The 25,291-nt window shown below is 72.5% G+C and carries 26 protein-coding genes; 9 read left to right on the top strand and 17 right to left on the bottom strand.

The features are described 5' to 3' along the window. Positions 1-234 precede the first annotated feature (234 nt). Both ABD126_RS36210 and ABD126_RS36205 read right to left on the bottom strand, forming a co-directional pair. Positions 235-1,479, bottom strand: coding sequence for an HRDC domain-containing protein (locus tag ABD126_RS36210; RefSeq protein ID WP_343939700.1), 1,245 nt, complete (start codon positions 1,477-1,479; stop codon positions 235-237). Positions 1,480-1,546: 67 nt separating this feature from the next. Then, positions 1,547-2,263, bottom strand: coding sequence for a response regulator (locus ABD126_RS36205; protein ID WP_015099292.1), 717 nt, complete (start codon positions 2,261-2,263; stop codon positions 1,547-1,549). A gap of 254 nt (positions 2,264-2,517) precedes the next feature. Between ABD126_RS36205 and ABD126_RS36200 the strand changes: the two genes are divergently transcribed. After that, positions 2,518-3,681, top strand: coding sequence for a dipeptidase (locus tag ABD126_RS36200; RefSeq protein WP_343939698.1), 1,164 nt, complete (start codon positions 2,518-2,520; stop codon positions 3,679-3,681). Here ABD126_RS36200 and ABD126_RS36195 read toward each other — a convergent pair. Together ABD126_RS36195 and ABD126_RS36190 are read right to left on the bottom strand one after the other, a co-directional pair. After that, entirely contained in the window at positions 3,678-4,022 is a 345-nt protein-coding gene (locus ABD126_RS36195; RefSeq protein WP_343939696.1) for a hypothetical protein, read from the bottom strand. The genes ABD126_RS36200 and ABD126_RS36195 overlap by 4 nt on opposite strands. Positions 4,023-4,038: 16 nt before the next feature. After that, positions 4,039-4,617 (bottom strand): DUF3000 domain-containing protein, encoded by a 579-nt coding sequence (locus ABD126_RS36190; protein WP_425542949.1) that lies wholly within the window; start codon positions 4,615-4,617, stop codon positions 4,039-4,041. Between the two features lie 67 nt (positions 4,618-4,684). On the opposite strand from ABD126_RS36190, the gene hemE reads away from it, so the two are divergent. The 3 genes from hemE to hemQ are packed head-to-tail and all read left to right on the top strand — an operon-like array spanning position 4,685 to position 7,850. Beyond that, positions 4,685-5,725 carry a uroporphyrinogen decarboxylase gene (gene hemE / locus ABD126_RS36185; protein ID WP_343939692.1) on the top strand — a complete coding sequence of 347 codons (1,041 nt, stop codon included), beginning with the start codon at positions 4,685-4,687 and terminating at the stop codon, positions 5,723-5,725. Then, entirely contained in the window at positions 5,722-7,140 is a 1,419-nt protein-coding gene (gene hemG, locus ABD126_RS36180) for a protoporphyrinogen oxidase (protein WP_343939690.1), read from the top strand. Before hemE ends, hemG begins: the two co-directional genes overlap by 4 nt. A 17-nt stretch (positions 7,141-7,157) precedes the next feature. After that, positions 7,158-7,850: a hydrogen peroxide-dependent heme synthase gene (gene hemQ, locus ABD126_RS36175; RefSeq protein ID WP_343939688.1), complete on the top strand. Its 693-nt coding sequence runs from the start codon at positions 7,158-7,160 to the stop codon at positions 7,848-7,850. Between the two features lie 658 nt (positions 7,851-8,508). Here hemQ and ABD126_RS36170 read toward each other — a convergent pair. The 10 genes from ABD126_RS36170 to ABD126_RS36125 all read right to left on the bottom strand — a co-directional run bounded on the left by ABD126_RS36170 (position 8,509) and on the right by ABD126_RS36125 (position 18,377). Next, positions 8,509-11,700 carry a S8 family serine peptidase gene (locus tag ABD126_RS36170; protein ID WP_343939686.1) on the bottom strand — a complete coding sequence of 1,064 codons (3,192 nt, stop codon included), beginning with the start codon at positions 11,698-11,700 and terminating at the stop codon, positions 8,509-8,511. Positions 11,701-11,952: 252 nt separating this feature from the next. Next, positions 11,953-12,432: a hypothetical protein gene (locus ABD126_RS36165; protein WP_343939684.1), complete on the bottom strand. Its 480-nt coding sequence runs from the start codon at positions 12,430-12,432 to the stop codon at positions 11,953-11,955. 26 nt (positions 12,433-12,458) lie between these two features. Then, on the bottom strand, positions 12,459-12,803 hold the full coding sequence (locus ABD126_RS36160; protein ID WP_343939683.1) for an SCO6045 C-terminal-like domain-containing protein: 345 nt from the start codon (positions 12,801-12,803) through the stop codon (positions 12,459-12,461). Continuing rightward, positions 12,800-13,594: an MbnB/TglH/ChrH family RiPP precursor modification enzyme gene (locus ABD126_RS36155; protein WP_343939746.1), complete on the bottom strand. Its 795-nt coding sequence runs from the start codon at positions 13,592-13,594 to the stop codon at positions 12,800-12,802. Before ABD126_RS36155 ends, ABD126_RS36160 begins: the two co-directional genes overlap by 4 nt. A gap of 79 nt (positions 13,595-13,673) precedes the next feature. After that, positions 13,674-14,504 carry a TIGR04222 domain-containing membrane protein gene (locus tag ABD126_RS36150; protein WP_343939681.1) on the bottom strand — a complete coding sequence of 277 codons (831 nt, stop codon included), beginning with the start codon at positions 14,502-14,504 and terminating at the stop codon, positions 13,674-13,676. Then, positions 14,458-15,363, bottom strand: a complete 906-nt coding sequence (locus tag ABD126_RS36145) for a TIGR04222 domain-containing membrane protein (protein WP_343939679.1) — start codon at positions 15,361-15,363, stop codon at positions 14,458-14,460. The genes ABD126_RS36150 and ABD126_RS36145 overlap by 47 nt, the downstream gene beginning before the upstream one ends. A 9-nt stretch (positions 15,364-15,372) precedes the next feature. Next, positions 15,373-16,335: a TIGR04222 domain-containing membrane protein gene (locus tag ABD126_RS36140; RefSeq protein ID WP_343939677.1), complete on the bottom strand. Its 963-nt coding sequence runs from the start codon at positions 16,333-16,335 to the stop codon at positions 15,373-15,375. 233 nt (positions 16,336-16,568) lie between these two features. Then, the gene (gene msrB, locus ABD126_RS36135; RefSeq protein ID WP_343939675.1) at positions 16,569-17,006 is read right to left on the bottom strand and encodes a peptide-methionine (R)-S-oxide reductase MsrB; all 438 of its coding nucleotides are present in this window, start codon (positions 17,004-17,006) and stop codon (positions 16,569-16,571) included. Between the two features lie 9 nt (positions 17,007-17,015). After that, positions 17,016-17,348, bottom strand: coding sequence for a hypothetical protein (locus ABD126_RS36130; RefSeq protein ID WP_343939673.1), 333 nt, complete (start codon positions 17,346-17,348; stop codon positions 17,016-17,018). A gap of 87 nt (positions 17,349-17,435) precedes the next feature. After that, positions 17,436-18,377: an asparaginase gene (locus ABD126_RS36125; RefSeq protein ID WP_343939671.1), complete on the bottom strand. Its 942-nt coding sequence runs from the start codon at positions 18,375-18,377 to the stop codon at positions 17,436-17,438. Between the two features lie 91 nt (positions 18,378-18,468). Between ABD126_RS36125 and ABD126_RS36120 the strand changes: the two genes are divergently transcribed. After that, positions 18,469-19,110, top strand: a complete 642-nt coding sequence (locus ABD126_RS36120) for a GntR family transcriptional regulator (RefSeq protein ID WP_343939669.1) — start codon at positions 18,469-18,471, stop codon at positions 19,108-19,110. A 160-nt stretch (positions 19,111-19,270) separates the two neighbouring features. Here ABD126_RS36120 and ABD126_RS36115 read toward each other — a convergent pair whose 3' ends face one another. Continuing rightward, positions 19,271-20,440 carry an acyl-CoA dehydrogenase family protein gene (locus ABD126_RS36115; protein WP_343939667.1) on the bottom strand — a complete coding sequence of 390 codons (1,170 nt, stop codon included), beginning with the start codon at positions 20,438-20,440 and terminating at the stop codon, positions 19,271-19,273. 19 nt (positions 20,441-20,459) lie between these two features. Further along, a complete protein-coding gene (locus tag ABD126_RS36110) occupies positions 20,460-21,626 on the bottom strand; it encodes an acyl-CoA dehydrogenase family protein (RefSeq protein WP_343939665.1) in 1,167 nt (388 codons plus the stop codon). A gap of 76 nt (positions 21,627-21,702) precedes the next feature. Here ABD126_RS36110 and ABD126_RS36105 point away from each other — a divergent pair, with 76 nt between their 5' ends. Together ABD126_RS36105 and ligD are read left to right on the top strand one after the other, a co-directional pair. Beyond that, the gene (locus ABD126_RS36105) at positions 21,703-22,401 is read left to right on the top strand and encodes a TetR/AcrR family transcriptional regulator (RefSeq protein WP_343939663.1); all 699 of its coding nucleotides are present in this window, start codon (positions 21,703-21,705) and stop codon (positions 22,399-22,401) included. Positions 22,402-22,410: 9 nt separating this feature from the next. After that, positions 22,411-23,412 carry a non-homologous end-joining DNA ligase gene (gene ligD / locus ABD126_RS36100; RefSeq protein WP_343939661.1) on the top strand — a complete coding sequence of 334 codons (1,002 nt, stop codon included), beginning with the start codon at positions 22,411-22,413 and terminating at the stop codon, positions 23,410-23,412. Between the two features lie 18 nt (positions 23,413-23,430). Here ligD and ABD126_RS36095 read toward each other — a convergent pair whose 3' ends face one another. Then, on the bottom strand, positions 23,431-23,841 hold the full coding sequence (locus ABD126_RS36095) for a hypothetical protein (protein ID WP_343939659.1): 411 nt from the start codon (positions 23,839-23,841) through the stop codon (positions 23,431-23,433). Positions 23,842-24,099: 258 nt separating this feature from the next. On the opposite strand from ABD126_RS36095, the gene ABD126_RS36090 reads away from it, so the two are divergent. Next, positions 24,100-24,999 (top strand): phosphotransferase family protein, encoded by a 900-nt coding sequence (locus tag ABD126_RS36090; protein ID WP_343939657.1) that lies wholly within the window; start codon positions 24,100-24,102, stop codon positions 24,997-24,999. Between the two features lie 78 nt (positions 25,000-25,077). Beyond that, positions 25,078-25,278: a hypothetical protein gene (locus ABD126_RS36085; protein WP_343939655.1), complete on the top strand. Its 201-nt coding sequence runs from the start codon at positions 25,078-25,080 to the stop codon at positions 25,276-25,278. Positions 25,279-25,291: the final 13 nt, after the last annotated feature.

Below are 25,291 nucleotides of genomic sequence, written 5' to 3'. Positions count from 1 at the left end.
ACGCGGCCGAACCCGACGCGGCCGAACCCGACGCGGCCGAACCCGACGCGGCCGAACCCGACGCGGCCGAACCCGACGCGGCCGAACCCGACGCGGCCGAACCCGACGCGGCCCAACCCGGCCGCGCCGATCCTGACGCGGTCGGGTCCGGGCCGAATGGCTGAGAGCCGAGTCGCCGGAACTGTCGGTGGCCCGTGCGACGATCGACTCGGGGGCCGCAGGCCACGCCGGACCTCAGCCCGGTGTCGCGCTCAGCGCCTTCGACAGCGGCTCCGCGGTCAGTTCGACCTGCCAGTCGCGGGCCCCGCCCTCGCGCAGCACGGTCGCCACGCCCTCGACCGACGTGTCGGCCGGCGGCTGCCAGCACGTCCGCCGCACCAGGTCCGGCAGCAGCAGGTTCTCCACCGGCAGGGTGTTGGCGTCCGCGACGGCCGTCAGGGCCACCCGGGCGGCTGCCAGGCGGGCCGCCGCGGCCGGGTCCTTGTCCGCCCACCGGTTCGCCGGCGGCGGGCCGTCGTGTTGCTGGGCCGGGTCGGGGAGTTCCGCGCGGGGGAGGGCGGCGGCGCGGTGCAGCGCGCCCAGCCAGACCGCGACCATGCGGCGTTGCGCCCGGCCCCGGAACACCGGCAGCGCCAGCAGCGCGGCCTCGTCGGCGGGGTTGCGCACGGCGGCCTCGACCAGGGCGCTGTCGGGGAGGACCCGGCCCGGGGCGATGTCGCGTTCACGGGCCAGCGCGTCCCGCGTCTCCCACAGCGACCGCACGGCGGCCAGTTGGCGGGGACTGCGGACGCGGTGGATGCCCGACGTCCGGCGCCACGGCTCGGACCTCGGTTTGGGCAGCGGAGCGGTGCGGGCGGCCTCGAACTCCTCCAGCGCCCACTCCAGCTTGCCCTGGCGCTTGAGCTCCTGCTCCAGCACGTCGCGCAGCTCCACGAGCAGCTCGACGTCCAGCGCCGCGTAGTTCAACCAGTCGGCCGGCAGGGGACGGCGCGACCAGTCGGCCGCGCCGTGCCCCTTTTCCAGCCTGTAGCCGAGCAGTCGCTCGACGAGCGTGCCCAACGCCACCCGTTCGAAACCGGCCAGCCTGCCCGCCAGCTCGGTGTCGAACAGCGCGCTCGGACGCAGGCCGAGTTCGGCGAGGCACGGCAGGTCTTGCGACGCCGCGTGCAACACCCACTCGGTCCCGTCCAGCGCCTCGACCAGCGGATCGAGCCGACCGCCCAGGGCGATCGGGTCGACCAGCACGGTCCCGGCGCCCTCCCGGCGCAGTTGCACCAGGTAGGCACGTTGCGAGTAGCGGTAGCCCGAGGCTCGCTCGGTGTCCACAGCGACCGGACCCGAAGCTCCGGCGAGCGCGTCAGCGGCACGCCGGAGCGCCTGGGCGTCGGCCACCACCGGCGGAACCCCATCAGCGGGTTCCGTCAGCGGGACCGGCTCAGCCCCGGTTGGGTCGGTCGGCTCGTCGGAGGGTACGTCCACGGCGGAAGACCCTACGACGAACGCACCACTCGCGGGTGTGTTCGGCCCGTTCAGCGTGGCGACCCGGTCAGCGGATCACGCCGGCACGCATGGCCAGCGCGACCATCTGGGCCCGGTCCCCGGTTCCCAGCTTGCGCCCGATCCGCGACAGGTGGCTCTTCACCGTCAGCGCGGAAAGGCTGAGCGCTTCGCCGATCTCCTTGTTGCTCTGGCCATCGGCGACCAGCTGGAGGACCTCGACCTCACGCGCGGACAGCTCCCGCGGCGTGTTGTCGGTGCCCGGCACCCGGGTGCCCGCCGCGAGGACGGGCGCGACGCTCGGATCCGCGTAGACGCCGCCGTCGAGGACCCGGCGCACCCCGTCGGTGACCACCATCGGCGAGGCGGACTTCAGGAGGTACGCCTGGGCGCCCGCCTGGAAGGCCGACCTGACCGCGTAGGGGTCGTCGGAGGACGCGAGGACCACGATGCGGGGCCAGCCCTGGGCACGGAGTTCCGTGACCAGGTCGATGCCGGTGCCATCCGGCAGACCCAGATCGAGGATCGCGAGGTCGCACGGTCCGGTTGCGAGTGCCCGCGCCCGAGCCTCCGCGACCGAAGCCGCCTCATGCACAGTCCCGGCTCCCATCTGGGTCAACCGGGCGCTTATCGCCTCCCTCAGCAGTGGGTGGTCGTCGACCACCAGCACTGAAAAAAGCTCCTCCCGCGGGTGCGGGACCATGTTCGCCGGCAACGAGCCGGCTGGCGTGGTACGAACGGCCTGACCTAAGCCGACGGCAGCCACGTCACTACCTCCCTGGAGTCGGTCGTGCCCCCCGACCGGCACCGGGACTTTCGTCCAATCAGCCGCGCCACTGATCGACCGAAAGTGGTGTCGTCTGGGGCAGCGTAGCCGCCCAAGCGGGTCTACGGGACGATCAATCGGGTATCTATCCCGAACGAGTTGTCACTGATGGCCCCCGTTGTCACACGATCGGCTGACATCTGGATAGGGCGTGTAACGCGAGTCCGTCTCATGACGACAGACAGGAGTTGCCGGTGTCGAGCACCACAGGTCGAGGCCGAGCCGAGGAACTGCTGGCCCGGGTGCCGCTGGTGGACGGGCACAACGACCTGCCGTGGGCGTTGCGCGAGGTGTACGCCGAGGGGCAATTCGGTGAAAAGTCAACGCCGCCGAACGTGGGTGACTGGGCCTCCGCCGCCGACCTCCGACTGCTCCAACCAGCACTCCAGACCGACTTTTTGCGGTCTCGGCGGGGCCGGCTGGGTGTCCAGTTCTGGTCCGTGTGGGTCCCGTGCCGCCTCGCGGGCGACGCAGCCGTGACCGCCGTCCTGGAGCAGGTGGAGTTGGTCCACGAGCTGTGCGACCGCTACCCCGACCTCCTCGGGCTCGCCACGACCGCCGACGAGGCCGAAGCGGTGTTCGCCTCCGGCCGGTTGGCGTCGCTGATCGGGGCCGAGGGCGGGCACAGCGTCAACTCGTCGCTGGGCGTGCTCAGGGCCCTGCGCCGGCTGGGCGTCCGGTACATGACCCTCACGCACAACGAGAACACCCCCTGGGCGGATGCGGCCACCGACGAACCCGTCCACGGTGGGCTCACGGAGTTCGGCGTCGAGGTCGTGCGCGAGATGAACCGCGTCGGGATGGTCGTGGACCTGTCCCACGTGGCCCCGACGACCATGAACGCGGCCCTGGACGCGTCGTCCCGCCCGGTCCTGTTCACCCACTCGTCGTGCCGCGCGGTCGCCGACCACCCCCGCAACGTGCCCGATGACGTGCTCGAACGCCTCAAGGACAACGGCGGCGTGTGCATGGTGACCTTCGTGCCGCACTTCGTGTCCCAGCGCTACGCCGAGTGGGACGCGCACCTGAAGGCCGCCATGACCGAGGCCGGCGAGAACCACAACGACCTCGACGCCCGGCACCGCTTCGCGGAGACCTGGACCGAGGGCGGCCCGACCCCGCACGTGACCATCGAGGACGTCGTGGCGCACGTGGAGCACGCGCGGGAGGTCGCCGGCATCGACCACATCGGGCTGGGCGGCGACTACGACGGCGTGAAGTGGCAGCCGGAGGGCCTGGAGGACGTGTCCACCTACCCGGCTCTCATCGGGGCGTTGCTGGACCGCGGGTGGAGCGAGGACGACTGCGCGAAGCTGGCCGGCGCGAACGCCCTGCGCGTGCTGCGCGACAACGACTAGCCCAGGGTGGGCACGGCCGGCGGGCCGGTGTCGGCAGGCACCGTGGGCGGGCCGCCGGGCCTCGACGAGGTGGCGGTGCGCGGTGCCGGTGTGCCGGTCCGGGTGGGCTCCGCGGCGGTGCTGGTCGGCGCGGCGGACGTGCCGGCCGAGGCCGGACCGGGGGAGTGGGCGGGATCCGGGCGGGGCCACCAGACCAGGGCCGCGACCACCGCCAGCGCCACCAACGCGAGGCCCACCAGCAACGGCCGTGCGGGGTGGTGGTGGACGTGCACGTCGCCGTGGATCGCGCCCGCCTGCACGACCGGTCCGTGGACCCGTCCGCCGACCTCGTTGTCCCCCACGACCGGAGTGTAGGAGTCAGCGGATCGTGCTGACGCCCACCGGGGGGAGGCCGACCGCCGTCGCCATCACGTCGTAGAAAGCGCTGCCGTGGGCGGCCAGCTCGGCGTCGCGCGCGGTCCAGGACGCGCGCAGCTCCAGGTCGTCGGTGCGGGCCGGGCCGGCGATGTCGCCGAAGCGCGCGGAGGAGGTCTGGGTCACCGTGCCGCCCAAGGCCAGGAACTGCGCGCCGGCCGTCTCCAGCGCCTCCACCAGCCACGACCAGCCCACCTCGGGCAGCAGGGGGTCGGTGGCCAGTTCCGGGTCCAGCTCTACGCGCACGTACGCGACCAGCCGGAACACCCCCGACCACGCCTCCACGCCGTCCGGGTCGTGCAGCAGCACCAGGCGGCCGGTGGACAGCTCGTCGGACGGGCCCGTCGCCTCGGCGGTCAACGCGAACGCCCAGGGTGCCAGTCGCTGCGGCGGGCGCACCTCGGTCAGCTCCAGCTCGGGTCGGGTTCGCACCGACTTGAGCGTCGCCACCGCCCGCCGGAACAGTTCGGGCTCCGCCGCCAGTCCGGTCACACCTGGGGACTGTAGGCCTCCGAACGGCATCACGGGAGCGCGGCACGCCGGGACCGGGCGGCGTGCGGCGAGCCGTCCGTGGGAGCATGGGATCGAGATGAGTGACAACACCACCGCACCGCTGCTCGTCGCCGCCCGCGGCGGCACCCCGTCGCGGACCCCGGTCTGGTTCATGCGCCAAGCGGGGCGCTCGCTGCCCGAGTACCGCGCGGTGCGCGCCGGCACGGCGATGCTCGACGCGTGCATGGACCCCGAGCTGGTCTGCGAGATCACCCTCCAGCCGGTCCGCCGCCACGACGTGGACGGCGCGATCCTGTTCTCCGACATCGTGGTGCCGCTCAAGGCCGCCGGGGTGGACCTGGACATCGTGCCCGGCACCGGTCCGGTGGTCGCCAAGCCCGTCGCCACCCGCGACGACGTCGACCGCATCCCGATGCTGGAGGCGCACCAGGTGCAGCCCGTCGCGGACGCGGTGAAGCTGCTCAACGCCAACCTGGGCGACGTGCCGCTGATCGGGTTCGCGGGCGCGCCCTTCACGCTCGCCTCCTACCTGGTCGAGGGCGGGCCGTCCAAGCACCACGAGCGCACCAAGGCGCTCATGCACGCCGACCCGGAGCTGTGGCACGCGCTGCTCGCCCGGATCGCCGACATCACCGCCGAGTTCCTGCGCGTGCAGGTCGAGGCGGGCGTCAAGGCCGTGCAGCTGTTCGACTCGTGGGCGGGCGCGCTGTCCGAACGGGACTACCGCGCCTTCGTGCTGCCGCACTCCAAGCGGGTGCTGGAGAGCGTGACGACCGTGCCGCGCATCCACTTCGGCGTCGGCACCAGCGAGCTGCTGCCCGCCATGCGCGAGGCCGGCGCGGACGTCGTCGGCGTCGACTGGCGCACCCCGCTGGACGTGGCCGTGCGCCGGTTGCAGGACGCCGCGCCGCACCTGCCCAAGCCGGTCGTGCAGGGCAACCTCGACCCGGCGGTGCTGTTCGCCGGCGAGGAGGCCGTGCGCCGCGAGGTCGACCGGATCGTGGAGGAGGGTCGCGCCGCCGCCGGGCACATCTTCAACCTGGGCCACGGCGTGCTGCCCGACACCGACCCGGACGCGATCACCAAGGCCGTCGAATGGGTGCACCGGGCGAGATGAGGACGCTCCACGTGGCGGTGGTCGGGGGCGGGATCTCCGGCCTGGCCGCCGCGCACCGGCTGCGCTGCCTGCTCGGACCCCAGGCCCGCATCACGGTGGTGGAGCAGGCCGACCGGCTCGGCGGCAAGCTGCGCACCGCGGAGGTCGGCGGGCGGCGCTACGACGTGGGCGCGGAAGCGTTCCTGCACCGCCGCCCCGAGGCGCGCGAACTGGTCACCGAGCTGGGCCTGGGCGACCAGGTCGTGCACCCGACCCGCTCGCCGTCCGCGATCCGCGCGGCAGGGGAGCTGCGGTCGATCCCCGCGCACACGCTGATGGGCGTGCCCGCGTCGGTCGAGGCGGTGCGGCAGGTCCTCAGCCCGGCCGGCCTCAAGCGGGTCGAAGCCGAGCCCACCCTGCCCCCGATCCGCTTGGACGGCGGGGACGTCTCCGTCGGCGCGCTCCTGCGCGCCCGCTTCGGCCCCGAGGTCCCGGACCGGCTCGTCGGTCCGCTCCTGGGCGGCGTCTACGCGGGTCGCGCCGACGGCCTGGGCCTGCGCGCCACCATGCCGCAACTGGCCACCGCGCTGGACTCCGGCGTCGGCTCCCTCCTGGCCGCCGCCGCCACGACCATGCCCGCGCCGCCGCAGCCGCACACCACCCCGGCACCGGTCTTCGGCACCCTCTCCGGCGGGCTGTCCACTGTGGTCGAACGACTGGTGGAGGCCGCGGCGGCGGAGGTCCGACTGGGCCTGCCGGTGCGCGCGCTCATCCGCCGCGAACACGATTGGCGCCTGGAGATCGGCACCCCCGCCGCGCCCGAGGTCCTCGACGTCGACGGCGTGGTGCTGGCGGTCCCGGCCCCGTCCGCCCGCAAGCTGCTGGCCGACATCGCGCCGGCCGCGTCGAAGCAGTACGCGAAGGTCGAACTGGCGTCGATGGCCGTCGTCGCCCTCGCCCTGCCGCCGGGCACCGAACTGCCCGACCGGTCCGGCACCCTGCTGGCCGAGGGCGAGCGGCACGCCGACGGGACGCCGTTCACCGCCAAGGCCTTCACCTACTCCAGCCGCAAGTGGGCGCACCTGGCCGGCGAGCCGGTGCTGGTGCGCGGCAGCGTCGGGCGGCACGGCGACGTGGGCGTCCTCCAGCGCGACGACGAGGACCTGGTCCGAGCCGTGCGCGACGACCTGCGCGAACTGACCGGCGTCACCGCCGCGCCCGTCGACACCGTGGTCACCCGATGGGGCGGCGGCCTGCCCCAGTACGGCGTCGGGCACCTCGACGTCGTGCGCGGCATCGAGGACGCCGTGGCCGAGGTGCCGGGCCTGGCCGTGGCGGGCGCCACGCTGCACGGCGTCGGCATCCCCGCGTGCATCGCGACCGGCGACGCGGCGGCGGCACGTGTCGCGGCGCACGTCCTCGGCCGCGTCCGCTGAGTGAGAGGATGGGGGCCATGGCCCGCCTGAACTACAACGAACTCAACGACACCATCCGCTACACCATGTGGTCGGTCTTCCGCGTCGAACCGGGACGCCTCCCGGAGGACCGCGGCCCGGCCGCCGCCGAGACCCAGGCCTACCTCGACGGCTTGGAGGCCAAGGGCGTCGTGGTGCGCGGGGTGTACGACGTGGCGGGCCTGCGCGCCGACGCGGACTTCATGATCTGGTGGCACGCGGAGGAGATCGAACAGGTCCAGGCCGCCTACACCGGCTTCCGCCGCACCCCGCTGGGCAAGGTGTCCACCCCGGTCTGGAGCCAGGTCGCCCTGCACCGCCCGGCGGAGTTCAACCGCAGCCACATCCCGGCCTTCCTGGCCGGCGAGGACCCGCGCAAGTACGTGTGCGTCTACCCGTTCGTGCGCTCCTACGAGTGGTACCTGCTGCCCGACGAGGACCGCAGGCGCATGCTCGCCGACCACGGCAAGGAAGCGCGGGACTACCCGGACGTGCGGGCGAACACGGTGGCGTCCTTCGCACTGGGCGACTACGAGTGGATCCTGGCCTTCGAGGCGGACGAACTGCACCGCATCGTGGACCTGATGCGCCACCTCCGGGGAACCGAGGCCCGCCGCCACGTGCGCGAGGAAATCCCGTTCTACACCGGCACCCGAATCCCAGCCGCAGAACTGGTGACCAACCTCCCATAAGACTCTCAAGCGGGCAGTCCAACGGAGGGGACACAACCCAAGCCGGGCTTCTTGCTTGTGTCATCTCCGTATGGCCCGCCCGAAGGGCTACCACATTTTCCCGGGTTGGGCCAAAAAGTTTTGCGAGGAACGAGCAAAAGTTTTTCGACCAACCCCGGGAAAATGTGGTCGGCTTTGCCGGGTCATGCGGAGATGGCACAAGCAAGAAGCCCCCGCTTTGGTAGTTGTGTCCATCTTCGGTGGCTCGCCCGCCGGCGAGGCTCTTTTACGCTTTGAACTCACGCTGTCGCTCTCAAGCCCACGCTTCGCGGGTCTTCACGCAACGCGCTCCGCGCTCTCAAGCTCGGACGCGCTTCGCGCTTGGGAGCGCTTCGCGCGTTGCGCGAAGCGCTCTAAAGCTTAAAAGCGGCTGGGGAGGCCTCCAGTGGGGGGAAGGGCCTGCGTGTTCCCCACCGCATGACCTGGCGGAGCCGACCACAGATTTCCCCGGGTGCCGCTAAAACTTTTGCTCGTTCCTCGCAAAACTTTCGGCGTCACCCGGGGAAATCTGTGGTAGCCCTTCGGGCAGGTCATACGGTGGGGAACACGGAGGCCCCTTGTGGCTGGTAGCTCAGCCGCCGCTGCGCGGCGGAGCCGCGCTCCGCGCGAACCGCACGTCCTACTTCTTGATCTTGTAGGCCTTGATCAGCGTGTGCTCGAAGGTGTTGCCCTTGCTGTCCGCGCCCTTCACGCGCAGCGACGCGAAACCGGCCGAATCGGCGTTGCGCACCAGCGCCGTCCGTCCGACCACGGGGACCTTCGACCACGTCTTCCCGTCATCGAACGAGACCTCGACTTCCAGCCGCGTCACGCGGCCGTTGTCCGCCTTGCCCTGCTGCTGGACCGCCAACGGCACCCGCAGCACCCGCCCGGCCGGCGCGGCGCCCGACTCGTCCAGCTTCGGGTTGAAGCGCACCACCGTCAGGGGCAGGGGCTTGAACTCGTTGCCCGCCACCGTGTCGGACTTGAACGTCCACGCGCCGCTCACCACCGGGCTGAACTCCGAGATGCCCGGCGCGCGCTCCGCCTCCGTCTCCACCTTGAACGTGGCCTTCCCCACCGGCACGCCCTCGAAGAAGCCGTTGGCCGGGTACTCCGTCTCGCCGACCTTCACGCCGTCCCGGTACAGGGTGGTCCGGGCCTTCGCGGTGTTGGAGTCGCCCGTGTTGCCGTGGCCGTCGCTCCACAGGGGCAGGCCGAAGCCGATGTCGTTGCCCCGGCGCGCCAGGTGCAGGGCTTCCGGGGACGCCACCGACGGGCCGTACACCGGGGCCAGGAAGTGCTGCTCGTACTCCCGACCCTTGCGGTAGGTGCGTTCCGGGCTGTTGAGGACCAGTTCGATCCGGCGTTCCGGGTTGAACTGCACGAACGCCCAGCTCCAGCCGATGCCCTCGGTGGTGACGTAGTCGATCGCCTTGCCGGGCGCGGTCACCTCCGACAGCACGGCCCAGCTGCCGCCACCGCCGGGGACGACGGCGTTGCCCGCGTAGCCGAAGGTCCGGTCGGCCGGCGCGGCGCCGAAGTGGCCCTTCACCGTCGCCAGTTCCTTCTGCTGCGGCGCGCGGACGAAGCCGGTCGGGACCTTCCCCTTCTGCGCCCACGCCAGGCGGTACGTCACCGCCGCCCCGGCCTGCGGCGCGCCCTTGGCCTGCGAGCCGATCGACACGCTCAGCTCCTCGGCCGGCAGTTCCGGACCCAGGTGGGCCAGCGACACCGCGTCGCCGAAGCCGCCGAGGAACGCGAAGCCGAAGCCGATCCGGCTGCCCTCGTAGGTCCGGGTGATGCCGATGTCGCCGATCAGCTCCTCGGCCGCCGGGTCCGGCGTGGTGATCTTGACCGGCTTGGCCGTGCGGGCGTCCACCGCGATCTGCGCCGGGCCGGACACGGTCAGCTTGGACTGCGGCAAGACCGCGGTCTTCGCCTTGTCGGTCAGCACGTCGTTGAACGCGAAGTACTCGCCCTTGGGCAGCCGCAGCTTCGCCACGCCGTCCACGATCCGCGGGAACGCGAACGCGTTGTTGCTCAGGCCCACCACGAGCGAGCTGGCCTCGATGGTCGGGTTGCCGTTGGCGTCGATGTAGTTGAACGTCAGGTCGTAGCTCTCGACCTCGCGGTTCACGCCCAGCGGGGTGCGCTGGCCGTTGGACGCGACGACCGCGCCCGAGTAGGACCCGTCGACGCCGCCGACACGGGTGTCGGACGTGACCGCCACCTTGGCCGTGCCGCCCGCCGGGACGGTGACCTTGTCGGCGCTCAACGTGAACAGCCCGGCCGGGGCGGGCTTGCCGTCGGGGCCGCGGGTGTCCAGCGCCAGGTCCAGGGTGACCGGCTCGGCGCCGCTGTTGCGGTAGGTCAGCTCCTTGGTGACCGGCTTGTCGTCGTCGTGCGGCCACAGCTGGAGGCCGAAGCCCAGGCTCACCGGGTCCGTGGTGACGGTGTTGGTGATCGCCTTGGTCAGGTCCACCCGACCCGAACCCTGGTCGAACGCGGTCAGGTCCGGGTTGTGCTTGGCCGACGCGGTGAGCGCCGCCTTGAGCTGCGCGCCGGTCCAGTCCGGGTGCTGCTGGGCGAGCAGCGCCGCCGCGCCCGCGACGTGCGGGGTGGCCATGGACGTGCCGGACAGCGCGACGTGGGTCGGGTCCACCGGGGTGCCGATGACACCGGCGGAGGACTTGGCGGCCACGATGTCCACGCCGGGCGCGGTGACGTCGGGCTTGACCGCGCCGTCGCCGACGCGGGGGCCGCGGCTGGAGAACGGGGCGATCTTGTCGTTGCGGTCGACCGCGCCGACGGTGAGCGCGGCGTCCGCGCTGCCCGGCGAGCCGACGGTCTCGGGACCGCCGGAGTTGCCCGCGGCGATCACGAACAGCGTGCCCTTCTCGGCGGAGAGCCGGTTGACGGCCTCCTCCAGCGGGTCGATCTCGGGCGTGTCACCGCCGCCCAGGCTCAGGTTGACCACGTCCGCGCCCTGGTCGGCGGCCCACTGCATGCCGTCGAGGATCCAGGACTCGGCGCACCCGTTGAGCATGCACACCTTGCCGTCGAGCAGTTGCGCGTCCGGCGCGACGCCGCGGTACTTGGCGTCCTTGCTCGCGATGGTGGCGGCGACGTGCGTGCCGTGGCCGACGCCGTCGGTGGCGTCGGGCTCCTCGGTGAAGTTGCGCTCGGCGACCTCCTGGCCGGCGAGGTCGGCGTGCTTCTCGTCCACGCCGGTGTCCAGCACGGCCACCTTGACGCCCTTGCCGGTGAACCCGGCCTGCCACGCGGCGGGCGCGCCGATCTGGGCGGTGCTGCGGTCCAGCACCGGCTGCCGCAGGCCGTCCAGCCAGATCTTGCCGACGTTCGGGTCCGCGACCAGCGACTGGAACGCGGTCGCGGCCTCGGCCTTGGCGGCACGGGCGGCGACGGCGCCCACGGCGGGCAGGTCCCGCGTCACCCGCACGCCCGACGCGGCGCGCACGGTGCCCGGGTCGCCGGTGACGATCAGCGGCACGTGGTCGCGGCGGGCGTCGTCGTAGCCGGCCGCGACCAGCCCGGTGACGTCGAACAGCCGCAGGTCCAGCTTGCCCTCGGCGAGCGGGCGCAGCGCGTCGCGCGGCACCACGTGCAGCCGGCCCTCGTGCTCGAAGGTCTGGAAGACCACCTTCTCCCGGCCCGGACCGCCGGCCAGCGCGCCGACGCGGTCGCCGTTGAGCACGACGCGGTCGCCGGTGACCAGGGTGACGGACTTGGGTTCCCCTTCGACGGTGTCGCGGCCCGCCGCGGCGGGCGCGGCCCCGGCCACTCCCGTGCCGCCCGCCAGCAGTCCCATCGACAGCGCGGCGGCTCCCCACGAAACGCCACGCTTTCCGGATCTCAACACAGATACCTCCCGAATCTGGTTGCGGCGCGCCTGTGGACGCGCGTCGGGAGGCACACCTGACCAGCGGTGGCGGCGGTGACCGAATGGTGATGAAACCCCCCAACGCCATCGACGCTATCCACCCTTGCGGGTGAGATCAGCGTCTCATTGAGGGACATGCGGCCACCCGATCAGGTCACTGACCGGTCACGGAAAGTGGCGCTATCGCTCACGCACCGAGCCGTCGGGAGCGACCACGACACCCGCTTGGGGGCCGCCCGTTCCGCAGCCCGGACCATTGGGCTCGACCATCTTCGGCGTAACGGTGAGCCGTTCATCGACCACGGTCGCGCCCGCTTCGTCCACCAGCTTGAGCGCGACGGTCACGGGCTTCGCCGGGAGGTCGGGCACCGGGACGTAGGCGTTCTTGCCGCCGGTCGGCACGGCGCTGGCGCCGCACACGCTGTCCGGCGCGTCGCCCGTGCAGGTCTCGCCGACGGTCTTGGACGACGGCGACAGGTGCAACTCGGGCGTGACGCACCTGTCGTCCCAGCAGACCTCGATCCGGCCCGTCTCCACGGTGGTCAGCTCGACGTCCACGTCGAGCCCGACCAGCGCGCCGATCGCGGTGCACTGGCGGCCCGCGCCGACGTCTCCACAGGCGGCGGTGAGCAGCAAGGCGCCGAGCAGGAGTGTCCGCATGTTCCCGGGACGGAACGGGGGCGTGATCAGGTTGCCCGCCGCCACCAACGCCGTTTGCGCGGCGGGGCCAGTTCCCCTTGCGCCACCGCCCATTCGGCGAACGCGGCGGCGTCCTCGCGGGCCCGGCTGCCCGCTCGCCGGGGGTGCGCGCGGGCGTAGGTGTCGAACAGCGGCCGGAACCTCTCGCCCAGCGCGTCGGCCACGTCCGGGCGCAGCACCGCCACGATCCCGCGCCGCTTGTTCAGCAACGCCCGCGCCTCGACGCGCAGCCGGTCGGCGTCGAACCCCGGTGGCGGCGCGCCGTCGCCCAGCAGCGCGCGCAACAGCTCGGCTTGTCGGGCCGCAAGCCTTTCCCGCTGCGGCCGGGTCACGCCAACACCGCCCGGATCGCCGCCAACTCACCCGCCAGCTCGGCGTCGGACGGGTAGTCGTCGTCGCGTTCCAGCAGCACGCCCGGCGGGCGCACGCGTTCTTTGAGCCGCCGCAGCACGTCCAGCACCTCCGGCGAGACGGCGTGCGCGTGCGTGTCGTGGTAGACGCCCTGGTGCTCCTGCCCGCCCGCGACGTGCACGTAAGCCAAGCGCTCCAACGGGATCTCGTCGAGGAACCGGTCGACGTCGGTGCCCAGGTTGCGGGCGTTGGCGTAGAGGTTGGCCACGTCCACCAGCAGCAGGCAGTCGGTGCGCTCGACCAGTTCGGCCAGGAACCGGCCCTCGGACAGCTCGGCGTCGGGCCACTCCAGCAGGGCGGCCACGTTCTCCAGCGCCAGCGGCACTGGCAGGTCGGCCTGCGCGGCCTTCACGTTGGCCACCAACACGTCCAGCGCTTCGCGCGTGCGCGGCACCGGCATGAGGTGCCCGGAGTCCAACCCGCCCGCGCGCACGAAGCACACGTGGTCGCTGACGAACGGGGCGTCCAACGCCTCCGCCAGCGCGCCCAGGTGCGCGACGCGGTGCGCGTCCACGGGGTCCGCGCCGCCCAGGCTCAGCGACACCGCGTGCGGCAGCACCGGCACGCCGCGCTCGCGCAGCACCCGCACCGACTCGGGGAGCCGGTCCGCGTGCAGGTTCTCCGCGACCACCTCCACGAAGTCGACGTCGAGCCGTTCGACGGTCAGGTCGATCTCGGGCCGCCACCCGATGCCGACACCCAGCGCTTCCACCACCCACCCACTCTCCCCCGCTCGGGCGGGACCGGCGAGGTCGCTTCCGGCACGCCCACCCGCTCCCTCGGGCCGCAGGTCAGTCGCCACCGCCACCACCACCGCAGCCACCGCCGCCACCGCACGACGACCCGCTGTCCGAAGACGACGACGACCCGCTGTCGGAGGACGACGAACCGCCGCAGCTGCTGCTCGAACAGCTCCCGCACCCGCTGCCGCACGAAGCGCTGCCGCTGGACCCGTCCGCCTTGCGCCGCCGCCGCAACGTGCTCGACGCGACCGGGTCGATACCCAGGACCTGCCACACGAACTGCTTGCCGACCCTGCCCAGCAGCCCGTGGTAAGCCACCAGCGGCACCGCCTGGGACGTCACCACCCCCGCGCCCAGCGCCCGCACCGCCGACCGGCCGCGCCGGGTCAGCGGGCGCACGAACGGCGAGGTCAGCGTCGCCGACACGATCAGGGCGACGAACGCGGTCGCGCCGGCGCCGAACGTCAGGTCCCCGAAGATCGACCCGAGCACCACGCCGAGCCAGCCCAGGAACAGCAGCCGCCGCACCCAGCGCACCGCCCGCACCGACCCGGCCGTGCGCACATATCCGCCGTCGATCAGGCTCTGCCGCAACGCCTGCGCCTCGGGGCTGCGCGCGGCGGCCGTGACCAGGTCGCCCAGCGGGCGCGGCACCGACCGCAGGACGAACGCCTGCAACGGCGTCCACGACCGCGGCGGCAGCCCCTGCACGGCGCTCACCAGCCCGTTGCGCGCGATGCGCAGGGCGCCGGCCTCGACCAGCGACACCACCGCCACCTCGGCGGCGCGCCCCGGCCCACCGGCCAGGAAGCCCTGCTGCTCGGGCCACAGCTCAGCCGAAACTCCCGAAGTCGACGTCCAGGAAGTCGCCACCGTCATCCTCCAACCACTGCGAGGCCAACCAGCCACCCGCCAGCCAGCCGCCCGCGACCAGCCAGCCGTTGCGCTGTCGCCAGCGCCGCGGCTCGACGACCACGACCCGCTTCCCCCGTCGGGGGATCGGTGCATCCGACGTCTCGGCGGACCCGATCGGTTCCGCCTGCTCGCCGTCGAAAACGGCTGTCTGCGCCCGTGCCGACCCCTTGCGCGGCACGGGCGCGACAGCCGTGCGGACCAGGCCGTAGCGGGCGGTCACCTCGGCCGGGTCGACCGGCGCGAGACCCGCGGTGGCCTCCTCGAACGCCCGCGCGCCGCACCTGGTCAGGACGGGCGGCGGACCCAACAGCAACGCCGCGGCGGCCACGGCGGTGACCGACAGCGCGGTCGCGGTCACCCAGCCACCCGGCGCCACCAGGACGCCCACGACACCCAGGACCAGCAACGGCAGCACCGCGAGCACCGCCCGCCACAGCCGCCGCCGGGGCGCCACCAGCAGACCGGCGGCGACCAGGCCGTGGCCCAGCCGGCGCGCCGGCGCGCTGGTGGCCGCCGCGACGACCAGTTCGTCCAGGTCCCGCGGCTGCGCGAGCCGGGCCAGCAGGACCTTCTGCAACTCCGAGACCGGCCCCGGTTCCTGCCCCGGCACGGCGGTCACGGCGTACCCGGAAGCCTTCGCCCGGTTGTCCGCCACCAGCCCCGCCACGGCCACCTCCGCCGCCCGCACCGGGCCGCCGCCGAGGTAGCCGACCTCCTCGAAGGTCAGCGGCCGGGTCGGCGGCGACCCGGTGACCCGCTTGAGCAGGAGGCCGAACAGGAACGCCGCCACGAGCGCCGGGCCGTACCACCACAGGAACCCCATGCCGCCAGCCTAGGAGCCGCCACCGCCGCAGCCGCCGCCTCCGCCGCAACCGCTCCCGCTCGAACCGCCGTCGTGCCCGCCGCCGGCGCCGTCGTAGACGCCCGCCGCGCCGCCCTGGTGGTTCGCGACCCGGCCCATGCCGAGCAGCGTGCGACCGCCCGTGCCGGGCAGCCGGCGGCTCGCCCTGCGCGGCGGCCTGCCGCTGGTCAGCGCGGCGTAGCGCTGCCCGGCCGCCGCCAGTGGCGAGTCCGGGTGGTGGGCGAACCCGTCGAGGGCGACCAGCCCGGCGGCGCCCGCCGAGCTGATCACCCCCGAACCCCCGGTGCCCTCGCCTGCGCGAGCCTCTGCCACCGCGCGGGAACCCCGGGCGGTGCGCTTGAAGCCGTCGACCCGCAGCAGCAGGCCGACCAGGATGCCGGTGAGCACGAGTTGCAGCGTCAGCCAGCCCACCGGCGCGCCGATCAGCAGGCCGTTCACCCAGCGGACCGCGCCGACGGCCATGAGCAGCAACAACGGCACCACGGCGAGCCGGTAGCGGTGCTTGAGCGCCTCCGGCGGCACCAGGTAGCCCCGGTCGGCCAGCACGCGCCCGAACCCCCTCGGGGCGTCCTGCTCCGACACGGCCGTGAACAGCAGCGACAGCGTGCGGTTGCGGTAGCGCGCGGCGTCGGTGAGCACCGCCTGGTCGACGGTGTCGTCCGCGACCGGGTTGCCGACCACCCGCACCGCGCCGTCCCGGGAGGGGCGCAGCGCGCCGGACCCGATCAGGACGGCGACCGACGTCTCGACCACGCGTCGCGGTCCGCCGGTCAGGTAGGCGATGTCGTAGAGGCCGAGCGGGCCTGCGGGGGCGCCGTCGCGCTTCCCCCGCAGGCGCACTCGGACGACGATCGCGAAGGCCAGCGACGCGGCCAGCGCGATCCAGTACAACTCAAGGAATTCCGGGCCTGACAGTCCCCACGGTCGCTCCACGGTCCACCCCCTGTGGGCCTCGGCGGACTGGTGGTCCGCCGACACTGGAGACGCAATCGTGTGCTTCAGGCCACACCCCGGCAAGGGTGCTTGAGCAAGCCTTAGGGTTGCTCTTCCCGCACGTCAGGACGACGAAGCGCCGTCCACGCCGCCCGAGCCCTCGCCGTCCGTGCCCTTGAGAACGCGCATCATTCCTCCCAGGTTGGAAATCGATTTCCTTCGGAGTAACGCCCTCAGTCTGCTCGACCGGCCAGCGGTTCGACCAGACGCAAGCTGATCGAGTTGATGCAGTAGCGCTGGTCGGTCGGCGTCGCGTAGCCCTCACCCTCGAAAACGTGCCCGAGGTGGCTGTGGCATGTGGCGCAGAGCACTTCCGTGCGCACCATCCCGTGGGTCCGGTCCTCGCGCAGGATCACCGAGTCCGCGGCGAGCGGCGAGAAGAACGAGGGCCAGCCGCAGTGCGAGTCGAACTTCGTGTCGCTGCGGAACAACTCGGCGCCGCACGCGCGGCAGGAGTAGACGCCCTCGGTCTTGGTGTCGGTGTACTCGCCCGTCCAGGCGGGTTCGGTGCCCGCCTCGCGCAGCACCGCGTACTCCTTGGGGGTCAGGATCTCCCGCCACTCCAGTTCGGAGTGGACCACCTTCGGGGTGGCGCCGACGACAGGTTCCATACCTCCACGTTAATCGAAGAACGTGGACAGGATCTCGCCCAAGCCGAACCACACGCTCACGGCCACGCCGAGCAGGATCAGCAGCACGATGACGACCGCTGACAACCTGCGCAGACCCCCGGCGCGGTTGACCGAGTCGGCGAAGTCCTCCACCCCGGCGAGGTACCCCTCGACGGTGAAGGCGGGCTGCTCGCGCCGCATGCGCTCCAGGTGCTCGGCGAACGCCTTGGTCTCGGGGTCGTCGGGGTCGAGGCCGATCAGCTCGTCGTCGAGGGGACGCTGCTCGTCGCCGAGCCCGTTCGGCCGTTCGTCCGGGAAGTCGGCGGCGCGGGAACTGCCCATGGGGGCCAGGGTAATGGCCGAAACAACACCCACCCAGCGCTCGCGAGACCGCCCGCCCCCCGACCTGCCTGCCGCGCCGCCCGCCGCCTACACCAGCGCGGGGGAGGGGCGCACCGCGCCCACCGGCCGGCCGTGGCCCAGGATCGGGAACGTCGCCAGGTCGGCCGGGGCCTCGACGCCCAGCTTGCGCAGGGCCGCCACCAGCACCACCGCCCGCGCCCGGCTCGACCCGTCCGCGATCTTGCACGCCACGGCCTCGCCCGTCGGCAGCCCGATCGCGTACACGCCCTCCGCCCCGTCCTTCGCCACCGCGCCCGGCAGCGCCCGCATCAGCCGCGTCACGTCCCGGTCCGTCCCGCCGACCCACTCCGGGTGGCCGCTCATCGCCGCCGCGATCCGCCGCTCGAACGCCTCCGCCGAGGTCGTCAGCCGCGCGAACGCCCGTGCCAGCCCCACCAGGCTGATCCCGAACAGGGGCGCGCCGCAGCCGTCCACGCCCTCCGCGCCGATCCGCTCGCCCGCCAGCTCCTCCAGCGTCTCCCGGATGGCGACCTGCAACGGGTGCGCCGGGTCGAGGTAGGTGGCGGTCGGCCAGTCGTTGTGGACGCAGGTGGCGAGCATGGCCGCGTGCTTGCCCGAGCAGTTCATGTACCGGGGCTCCTTGCCGCGCCCGGCCCGCAGGTGCTCGCGCAGCGCCGCCTCGCCGATGGGCAGGTCGGGGGTGCACTGGAGGTCCGCCTCGGTCAGCCCGGCGCCGGCCAGGATGCGGTGCACGCCCTCGACGTGGAAGTCCTCGCCGGAGTGGCTCGCGCACGCCAGCGCGAGCAGCTCGCCGTCCAGGTCGAGACCGTGGCGCAGCATCGCCAGCGCCTGGACGGGCTTGTTGGACGAGCGCGGGTAGGTGACCTCGTCCGGCCGCCCGACCCGCAGCGCCGCGTCGCCCGAACGGTCCAACGCGACGACCGAACCGTGGTGCACGGACTCCAGGAAGTCGCCCCGCCACACCTCGGCCACCAGCTCGTGCGCCATCGAACGCCTCCCGATCAGACCCACCCGAACTGCCAACTGCAAACTGTAGACAGTTAACACCTGTGCCCTGATCTGTGCTAGGGAGACGTTCGTGACACTTCCCGTGCACCACAGCCTCGCCGGACAGGCCGTGGACGCGCTGCGCGAACTCGTGCTGACCGGCGAGATCCCCCCGGGCGCGCGGGTCAACGAGGTCGAGATCGCCGCCCGCCTGGGCATCAGCCGGGGACCGCTGCGCGAGGCCATCCGCCAACTCGCCTCGGAGAACCTGCTGGTCCTGGTGGCCCACCGGGGCGCGCACGTCCCGACCGCGACCCCCGCCGACATCCGGGCGCTGTTCGAACTGCGCACCGCCCTGGAGTGCGCCGCCGCCGAACTGGCCGCCTCCCGCCGCACCGACGCCGACGTGGCCCGCCTGCGCGAGGTCTGCGCCGAGTCCCGCCGCACCTACCAGGCCGGCGAGCGCTTCCCCTACCGCCTGGACCTGGCCTTCCACCAGGCCCTGCTGGACGCGGCGCGCTCGCCCCACATCGCCGAGCAGGTCCGGCTCGTCCAGCAACGGGTGGTCCTGCTGCGCAGCGGCCTGAACGACGACCCGCCGCACCAGCACGCGTCCCTGGACGACCACGACGCCCTGGTCGACGCCGTCGCCGCCGGTGACCCGTACCGGGCGAGCCTCACCATGCGAAAGCACCTCGCCCGGGTCTGCGCGCAAATGCTCGCCGAGAACTGAACTGCCTGGTGGGCTGCCGCAGCACGGGTGACGCCCCGTGACCGCGGGGACGGGTCTCCCGCACGGCACCACCGCGCCGCGCGGAAGACCCGTCCGCCGCCACCTGCCGCGCCGGAGACCCGTCCGCCCCTACCGCCGCGCGGAAGACCCGTCCGGTCGCCTAACCGAGCGTCCCGGTGACCTTCGCGTGGCCCTTGAGCAGGTTGCGGGCGATGGTCCGGCGCTGGATCTCGTCCGTGCCCTCGTAGATGCGCAGCAGCCGCAGCTCCCGGTACCACCGCTCGATCGGCAGCTCGCGCGTGTAGCCCATGCCGCCGTGGATCTGCAGGACCCGGTCCACGATCTCGTTGGCCTTGATGCCGCCGTACAGCTTGGCGATCGACTGCGCCTGCCGCGAGTCCGCGCCCTGGTCCACCAGCCACGCCGCGTGCAGCACCAGCCAGCGCAGCGCCTCGATCTCCACCGCCGAGTCGGCGAGCATCCACTGGATCGCCTGGTACTCGGCGATCGGCTGCCCGAAGGTCACCCGGTTCTTGGCCTGCTCGACCGCCATCTCCACCAGGCGCTCGCACGCCCCCAGCGCCCGCGCCGGCAGCAGGTAGCGGCCCTGGCCGATCCACTGCATGGCCAGCCGGAACCCGCCGCCGACCTCGCCCAGGACGTTCTCCTCGGGCACCCGGACGTTGTCGAACACCAGCGCCGCCGGACCCCACTGGCCCATGGTCGGGATGGGCTCGGACTTCCACCCCATGTCGCGGTCGACCAGGAAGCACGTGACGCCGCCGTCCGCGCCCTTGTCCTTGTCGGTCACCGCGAACACCATCACGAAGTCGGCCTCGTTGCCCTGCGTGATGAACGTCTTCTCACCGTTGATCACCCACTCCGACCCCTCCTTGCGGGCCGAGGTGCGGATGGCCTTGGCGTCCGAGCCCGCGCCCGGCTCGGTGATGGCGAAGCACGAGATGCGCTCGCCGGAGATCGTCGGCAGCAGGTAGCGCTGCTTCTGCTCGTCGTTGCCGTGGAACAGGATGTTGTCGGCGTACCCGCCGAACCGGAACGGCACGAAGCTGCGCCCCAGCTCCTGCTCGACCAGCGCGGTCATCAGCGCGCCCAGGCCCATGCCGCCGTACTCCCGCGGCGTGAGGACGCCGAAGAACCCGGCCGCCTTCGCCTTGTCCTGCAACTCCTTGAGCTCGTCGCGCCGCAGGCCCGGCTCGCCCGCCCGCTCCCGCCGCAGCACCTCCGGTTCGAGGGGCACGACCTCCTTGCGCACGAACGTCCGCACCCAGTCGCGGATCTCCTTCTGCTCGTCGTCGAGCGTGAAGTCCATGCCCTTGCCCCTCTCGAAGTCAGACGAACGCGTTGATGCCGGTCAGCGCCCGGCCGATGAGCAACTTCTGGATCTGGCTGGTGCCCTCGTAGAGGGTGGTGACGCGGGTGTCGCGCAGGTACTTGCCGACCGGGTACTCGTCGACGTAGCCGTACCCGCCGAAGACCTGGATGGCGTTGTTGGCCACCCGCACGGCCGCCTCGCTGGCGTAGAGCTTCGCCATCGACGCCTCCGTGGAGAACGGCGCGCCCCGGTCGGCGAGGTCCGCGCAGCGCCACGTGAGCAGCCGCGCCGCGTCGGTCTCCACGGCCATGTCCGCGAGCAGTTCCTGCACGAGCTGGAACCCGGCGATGGGCTTGCCGAACTGCTCGCGCTCCTTGGCGTACTGCAACGCCGCTTCCAACGCGCCCCGCGCCGCGCCGACGCACCCGGCCGCGACCGACATGCGGCCCCGGTCGAGGGTGGCCATCGCGATGCGGAACCCGGCGCCCTCCTCGCCGAGGCGGTGCTCGTCGGGGACGCGGACGCCGTCCAGGGTGAGTTCGGCGGTCGCCTGGCCGCGCATCCCGAGCTTGCCCTTGATCTCGCGGGCGGTGAAGCCGGGGGAGTCGGTGGGCACGAGGAAGGCGGTGATGCCCTTCGGGCCGGGTCCGCCGGTGCGGGCGAACACCAGGGCGACGTCCGCCCACGTCCCGTTGGTGATGAAGACCTTGGTGCCGGTGATGAGCCAGTCGTCGCCGTCGCGGACCGCTCTCGTCGCCAGCGAGGCGGCGTCGGAACCGGTTCCGGGCTCGGTCAGGCCGAAGCAGCCGACCAGCTCGCCCGCGCACAGGCCCGGCAACCAGCGGCGCTTCTGCTTTTCCGTGCCGTGCTTGAAGATGGTTTTCCCGACCAGGCCGAGGGAGACCGAGATGACGCCGCGCACCGCGGAGTCGCCGCGCGCGACCTCCTCCAGGACCAGGCAGTACGCCAGGTGGTCGCCGCCGGAGCCGCCGTACTCCTCGTCGATGCCCAGGCCCAGGAACCCGACCGCGCCCAGCGCGGGCACCAGGTCGCGGTCGATCGCCTCGTCGCGGTCCCAGCGGGCCGCGTGGGGGACGATGCGCTCCTCGGTGAACCGGCGGGCCAGCTCGCGCAGCTGCCGGTGCTCGTCGGGGATGCCCAGATCGGAAATGGCCGGACGCACCCGGTGACCTCCTGACCGAACAGTGTTAGGTTTTCTAACGTAGGCGCGGACCCGAACGGAAGGCAAGAGGAGAACGATGCCGAGGAACCCGATCCTGAGTGCCTCGCGCATCCGGGCCGCCGCCCTCCACATCATCGACCGGGACGGGCTGGACGGCCTGTCGATGCGCAAGCTGGCCGCCGAGCTGGGCGTGCAGGCCGCGTCGCTGTACGGGCACGTGAGCACCAAGGACGACCTGCTGCACGAGGTGGCCAGCGAAATCCTGGAGAAGGTGGACGTCTCGGGGTTCTCCGGCGGCGACTGGCGGCACGGCCTGACCATGTGCGCGCGCTCGTACCGCGAGGCGCTGGCCCGGCACCCGAACATCGTCCCGTTCCTCGCCTACGGGCCCGCGCACCGCGAGGCGTCCCTGCGGCGGCTGGACGTGGTGCACGGGGCGCTGGTCGCGGCCGGGTGGACGCGGCGGGAGGCGACCATGATCGCGGCGTCGCTGATGTACCTGGTGTTCGGCGCGGCGCTGAGTTCGTTCTCCAGCGGGTTCTCCGAGGACCAGAGCCTCTACCAGGACCGATACCCGAACCTGGACAAGGCGCACCTGCTGCCGGCGGTCGCGGCGGAACTGGACCGGGACAGCTTCGAGCTGGCCCTGAACGCTTTCGTGACCGGCCTCGCGGTGTTGAACGGCCGCGACTGCGTCGCGGCGGGCGAGGCCGCCGGGGAGTCGGCGCCCAGTGGGTCGCCGCGTCGGACTGACACGACAGCGGCTTCCACTTAGGGTCGGGGCGTGGCCAAGTCGAAGCCCCTCGAACTGACCGTCGGCGAGCGCGTGGTGCGGGTGTCGAACCCGGACAAGGTGTACTTCCCGGCGCGGGGGATCACCAAGCGGCAGGTGGTGGAGTACTACCTGGCCGTCGCGGAACCGCTGCTGCGCGTCCTGCGCGACCGGCCCACGACGCTGAAGCGGTACGTCGACGGGGTCGAGGGCGAGGCGTTCTACCAGAAGCGGCTGCCCAAGGGCGCCCCGGAGTGGGTGGAGACGGCGCGGATCAAGTTCCCGTCGGGGCGGCCGGCGGACGAAGTGTGCCCGACGGAGCCGGCGGTGCTGGCGTGGGCGGCGAACCTGGGCACCTTCGACTTCCACCCCTGGCCCGTGCGCCGGTCCGACACCGACCACCCCGACGAACTGCGCGTGGACCTCGACCCGCAGCCCGGCACGGACTTCGCCGACGCGGTGCGCGTGGCCGGGGTGCTGCGGGAGGTGCTGGACGAGCTGGGGATGACCGGCTACCCGAAGACGTCCGGTGGGCGTGGCATCCACGTCGCGGTGCGGATCAGGCCGGAGTGGGACTTCGTGGACGTGCGGCACGCGGTGATCGCGCTGGCGCGGGAGGTGGAGCGCCGGGCGCCGGACCTGGCGACCACGTCGTGGTGGAAGGAGGAACGCGGCGAACGCGTCTTCCTGGACTTCAACCAGGCCGCCAGGGACCGCACGATCGCGTCGGCCTGGTCGGTGCGCGGGACGCCCCGGGCCACAGTCTCGACGCCGGTGAGCTGGGCCGATTTGTCCACTGTGGACCCGGACGACTTCGACGTGTTCACGGTGCCGAAGTACCTGGCGGACAAGGGCGACCCGCACGCGGGGTTGGACGACGAGGCGTTCGGCTTGGAGCCGCTGCTGGAGTGGTACGCCGCCGACCCGCGCGAGCTGCCCTACCCACCGGACTACCCGAAGATGCCCGGCGAACCTCCACGCGTACAGCCGTCGAAGGCCCGCAAGCCGGAGTGAGGCGCGCCGTTCGCAGCCTCAGCCCAGGGTGAGGGCCACCTCGCCGGCGCGTGCGGCTTCGTCGCTGAACGACACCTTCCCCCGGTGGGACACCTCCACCTGGTAGATGTCGTGCCCGATGGGCACCTCGTCGACGGTGAAGCTGAAAGTGCACACACGACCGGCGTACTGCGAGTTCTCCAGCGCGCCGAGGGCGATGGCCTTGCCGGTCGCGTCGTAGACGGTGACCTGGGTGCCTTCGGCGATGTCGTCGTAGCCGCGGACCCCCTCGCACTCGCCGCGCGCGGCCCTGCCGGTCGTTCCCTCCAGCAGCGCCATGGCACCCTTGAGCTGGAACGTCTTCGGTGCCTCGGGCGCGCTTTTGCCGCCGAACAACAGCACCGCGCCGACGGCGAGGACGATCGCCAGGGCGGTGCTCCCGATCAGCACCGTCAGCGTACGTCGATTGCTGGGCGGCGCACCCTGGCTCGGGGGTTCCGGTTGAGGGAATGCGGGTTCCGGCTGGCTTAACGGCGGAGTGCCGTCAGAAGCGGCAGTGGGCTCGGTCATTTGGTGTTCTCCCGAGGCGGGCGGCGGTATGACTCGTAGTCGAACCTCGGACGGCGGGCGTTACCGGTCCTTGGCGCAACCGTCGAAGGCCCGCAAAACGACTAGGTCCGCCCGGTACCGCCGGCTAGCCTGCCGTCCGTGACCTTCCCCCTCGCGGACACCGAAGAGCGGTACGACGCCGTTGCCGAGGACGAGCGGGCGCTTCGGCCCGGTGTCGAAGCTCTGTGTCGGCGCCTCGGCATCGAAGGTCGGATCGAGCGGTTCGCGGATGGGTCGTTGCCCGTGTACGCCGTGGGCGAGCGGCACGTGCTCAAACTCTTCCCCGCCGTTCACCTGGACGAAGTCGCCACCGAACGGGACGTGCTGGAGGCGGTCCACGGCAAGCTCCCCGTCCCCACGCCCGAACTCTTCGCCGCCGGCGAGTTCGGCGGCTGGGGGTTCGTGCACATGGAACGGTTGCGCGGCGACGTCGTCAAGGACGTGTGGCCGGCGCTGGACGGGCCCGGCAGGAACGGCATCGCCCGGCAGGTCGGGGAAGCGCTCTCCGCCCTGCACGCGGTCGAGTCACCGGTCCGCGCGCCGGCCGACTGGGGAGCCTTCGTCCACGACCAGACCACGGCCTGCGTCGCCAGGCAGGTCAGCCGCGGGCTCGCGCCCGCCTGGGTCGAGCAGATCCCCGGCTTCCTCGACAGCGTCGACCTGGGCGACGCCGAGCCCGTCCTCGCCCACACCGAGGTCATGAGCGCCCACCTGCTCACCCGCGACGGCCGGCTCACCGGGCTGTTCGACTTCGAACCCGCCATGCGCGCCGCCCGCGAGTACGAGTTCGTGGCCACCGGCGTGTTCCTCACCCGCGGCGAGACCGGGCCCAAGCGCGCCCTCCTGGACGGCTACGGCCACCCCGTCGACCCGCGCAAGGTCATGGCCTACACCCTCCTGCACGTCTACTCGAACCTCGCCTGGTACCTGCGCGAGGTGCCGACGGGAGCGACCACCTTCGACGGCCTCGCGGAGCATTGGTTTGGTCCAACCGGCTAATTGTCGCCGCAGTTCAGCCGTGCCGGCACTGCACCTCTCGTACGATGGTCGAGGACGCCGAAGAGAGGGAGGCCGGGCATGGCGAACACGTACGTGGTGCGGTTCGTGGGCGGTCCCCTCGACGGGCGCGTCGACTCGGTGAGCATGCCCGCGGACGCGCCCAAGCCGACCGTCACCCACGTCCACCTGCACGGCGGGCCCAAGATCGTCCACCACTACGACCTGCGCTACGCGGTCGAGTACGGGTGCGAGTACCACCTCCGGGTCGAAGAGGCTTAAACAGGAACTCGAC

This window comes from Saccharothrix mutabilis subsp. mutabilis (assembly GCF_039521145.1).
GTDB lineage: Bacteria > Actinomycetota > Actinomycetes > Mycobacteriales > Pseudonocardiaceae > Actinosynnema > Actinosynnema mutabilis.
Note: the sequence above shows the minus strand (reverse complement) of the source record. Positions and strands in the feature narration are given on the sequence as shown.

Excerpts from the sequence above, each read along its gene's own strand:
- ABD126_RS36190 (WP_425542949.1), bottom strand. The coding sequence starts at position 4,617 with ATGCCGTTCGGAGGCCTACAGTCCCCAGGTGTGACCGGACTGGCGGCG.
- hemE (WP_343939692.1), top strand. The coding sequence starts at position 4,685 with ATGAGTGACAACACCACCGCACCGCTGCTCGTCGCCGCCCGCGGCGGC.
- hemG (WP_343939690.1), top strand. The coding sequence starts at position 5,722 with ATGAGGACGCTCCACGTGGCGGTGGTCGGGGGCGGGATCTCCGGCCTG.
- hemQ (WP_343939688.1), top strand. The coding sequence starts at position 7,158 with ATGGCCCGCCTGAACTACAACGAACTCAACGACACCATCCGCTACACC.
- ABD126_RS36170 (WP_343939686.1), bottom strand. The coding sequence starts at position 11,700 with ATGGGACTGCTGGCGGGCGGCACGGGAGTGGCCGGGGCCGCGCCCGCC.
- ABD126_RS36165 (WP_343939684.1), bottom strand. The coding sequence starts at position 12,432 with ATGCGGACACTCCTGCTCGGCGCCTTGCTGCTCACCGCCGCCTGTGGA.
- ABD126_RS36150 (WP_343939681.1), bottom strand. The coding sequence starts at position 14,504 with ATGACGGTGGCGACTTCCTGGACGTCGACTTCGGGAGTTTCGGCTGAG.
- ABD126_RS36145 (WP_343939679.1), bottom strand. The coding sequence starts at position 15,363 with ATGGGGTTCCTGTGGTGGTACGGCCCGGCGCTCGTGGCGGCGTTCCTG.
- msrB (WP_343939675.1), bottom strand. The coding sequence starts at position 17,006 with ATGGAACCTGTCGTCGGCGCCACCCCGAAGGTGGTCCACTCCGAACTG.
- ABD126_RS36130 (WP_343939673.1), bottom strand. The coding sequence starts at position 17,348 with ATGGGCAGTTCCCGCGCCGCCGACTTCCCGGACGAACGGCCGAACGGG.
- ABD126_RS36125 (WP_343939671.1), bottom strand. The coding sequence starts at position 18,377 with ATGGCGCACGAGCTGGTGGCCGAGGTGTGGCGGGGCGACTTCCTGGAG.
- ABD126_RS36115 (WP_343939667.1), bottom strand. The coding sequence starts at position 20,440 with ATGGACTTCACGCTCGACGACGAGCAGAAGGAGATCCGCGACTGGGTG.
- ABD126_RS36105 (WP_343939663.1), top strand. The coding sequence starts at position 21,703 with ATGCCGAGGAACCCGATCCTGAGTGCCTCGCGCATCCGGGCCGCCGCC.
- ABD126_RS36085 (WP_343939655.1), top strand. The coding sequence starts at position 25,078 with ATGGCGAACACGTACGTGGTGCGGTTCGTGGGCGGTCCCCTCGACGGG.